The following is a 1,256-nucleotide window of genomic DNA, read 5'->3' as shown; positions in this document are numbered from 1 at the left end:
TTTAATTAACTATGAGCTGGATAAATTGGGAAATAAATTTTGTTTACTTTTACAATACCTTAAGATCTAATGTTACTTTATCAGTCAAAAGTATCACAATAGGCTAGTATGTTCTTTACTCTTTTCCTAAAAATATTACCTATTTATATTACGATATTTATTGGTTATTTAGCAGGAAAATGTCTTAAAATTGATAGAAACACTATATCTCAAATACTCTTTTATATAGCTAATCCAATAGTGATTTTATATGGAGTCTCTCATACAGAAGTTAATTTAAAAGTAATTTCTCTGCCGATTTTGATATGGTTTATAGGTAGCACTATGTCTTTATCAGTGTATTATCTTTCTTCTTTTTTATTTAAGGATAACACGAGAAACATATTAGCGTTTAGCTCGGGCAGCACAAGTATGGGTTATTTTGGCCTGCCGATTGCCATGGCTTTATTTGATGAAGATTCAGTATCTGTATATGTTGTTTGTTATGTAGGAATGGCGCTATTTGAAAACAGCTTAGGATTTTACATAGCTGCAAATGGTATTTATACCGCAAAAGAATGCATATTAAAGTTGTTCAAACTTCCTTCGCTTTATGCGATGGTTCTGGGCTTCTTTTTAAGTATATACGATATACAAATACCTACTTTTTTAACAGATGTTATGATGAATATTAGAAGTACATTTGTCACATTAGGGATGATGCTACTTGGAGTGAGCATTGCAAATATTACAAGCTTTAAAGTAGATTGGAAGCTTGCTTTGATCACTATTACAGCAAAGTACGTATTCTGGCCATTATTTGTTTTAGGAATCGTTCTTATAGACAAACATGTTATAGGTGTATACGACGAGAGCATATATAAAGCACTGATGTTGCTAGCTATTATTCCAGTTTCTGGGTCCAGTATAATACTTGCTAATATTTTGAATTATCAACCAGATAAAGCTACTCTGTTGCTTTTAATCAGTACTGCAGTGGGACTGTTTTATGTTCCACTAATAATATCATTATTTTTTACTAAACTTGTTCCTTTTTGATCAAAAATTCAAGCGCTTGCATAACCATTATTTGGGTAACAACACAAGACATTGATAAAACTTGAATTTATGGCTAAAGCAACTTCTACAATTTGGTAACCCGTCATCCCGCTACTAGTTAGCGCCGCGGCGGTAAATTGACCTTACCCAGAAAAAGTAGAGAGAAAGTTAAGACGTTTTTGGAGTAAAATAAAACGTTTTTTCAAAATATGACAAAT

At 31.8% G+C, this 1,256-nt stretch carries 1 protein-coding gene; it reads left to right on the top strand.

All coding sequences use genetic code 11. The annotated features are described in order from the left end of the window. Nucleotides 1-108: 108 nt before the first annotated feature. Nucleotides 109-1,038: an AEC family transporter gene (locus BA053_RS06200; RefSeq protein WP_065094701.1), complete on the top strand. Its 930-nt coding sequence runs from the start codon at nt 109-111 to the stop codon at nt 1,036-1,038. Nucleotides 1,039-1,256: the final 218 nt, after the last annotated feature.

It is taken from the genome of Wolbachia endosymbiont of Nomada ferruginata, assembly GCF_001675785.1.
GTDB lineage: Bacteria > Pseudomonadota > Alphaproteobacteria > Rickettsiales > Anaplasmataceae > Wolbachia > Wolbachia pipientis.
This window is presented reverse-complemented; position numbering and strand designations above follow the sequence as displayed.